Origin of the sequence: Thermus thalpophilus (assembly GCF_022760915.1) — a bacterium.
Classification (GTDB): Bacteria; Deinococcota; Deinococci; order Deinococcales; family Thermaceae; genus Thermus; species Thermus thalpophilus.
In genome coordinates, this window is sequence record NZ_JAKTNS010000100.1 from 1 (window position 1) to 715 (window position 715).

The window sequence follows — 715 nt, forward strand, 5'->3', positions numbered from 1 at the left end:
AGCGGCTTACCCTGCGCCTGGACCCCGACACCTACCGCGCCCTGGAAGCCCTCGCCAGGGAGCACGGTATGACGCTTTCCGAGCTCGCCCGAGAGGCCCTGACGATGCTTGCGGAGGAGTACCGAGCTAGGGCGACAAAAGAGAAGGCGCAAGAGCCGCCTAACGAGCAACCTGAAGAGCCTTCCGACACGCCCCCCTCCGACACGCCCCCCCTCTTCTCCGGGGCCGCCCAGGAGTAGACCGCCATGACCGACCCCGAGGACTACCCCCTCCTCAGGAGCCAGTCCGCCCTCCTGGCCCAGGCCCTGCGCCTGGTGAGCCGGGACGGGTACCGGTACTGGCAGGTCCAGACGGTCCCCGTGGAGAAAATCTTGGCCGCCGTGAAGAAGCTGGACGAGAAATACGCGGTCCTCATCGCCCCCAAGGCCCGGGCCATCCGGAAGGAGGCCCGCCTCCCCGTGGCCCACCTCCTCCTGGCCCCGGTGAGCGTGATGCCCCCGGAGAACCCTCCTCCCACCTGGCCCCTCATGCTCCTGGCCCCGCACCCCCTCCCCGGGGAGGGGATGCGGCGGGTGGAGGCCTCCCCCGAGCCCCAGCGCCCCCTCTACTGGGTGGCCTGGCGGGAGGGGGAGTGGAAGCCCACGTACGTCCTGCGGAAGGACCAGCGGGGGCGGTGGACCTGGTTCCTGGAGCCCTCCTTCCACCGGGCCCTCCT

At 70.6% G+C, this 715-nt stretch carries 1 protein-coding gene and 1 pseudogene; both read left to right on the top strand.

Annotated features, from left to right (window positions below; all coding sequences use genetic code 11):
* A partial coding sequence (locus L0D17_RS13175; protein ID WP_243095703.1) for a ribbon-helix-helix protein, CopG family occupies window positions 1-239 on the top strand: 239 nt, incomplete at its 5' end.
* A gap of 6 nt (window positions 240-245) precedes the next feature.
* Window positions 246-715, top strand: a pseudogene (locus L0D17_RS13180) (hypothetical protein); the annotation flags it as partial.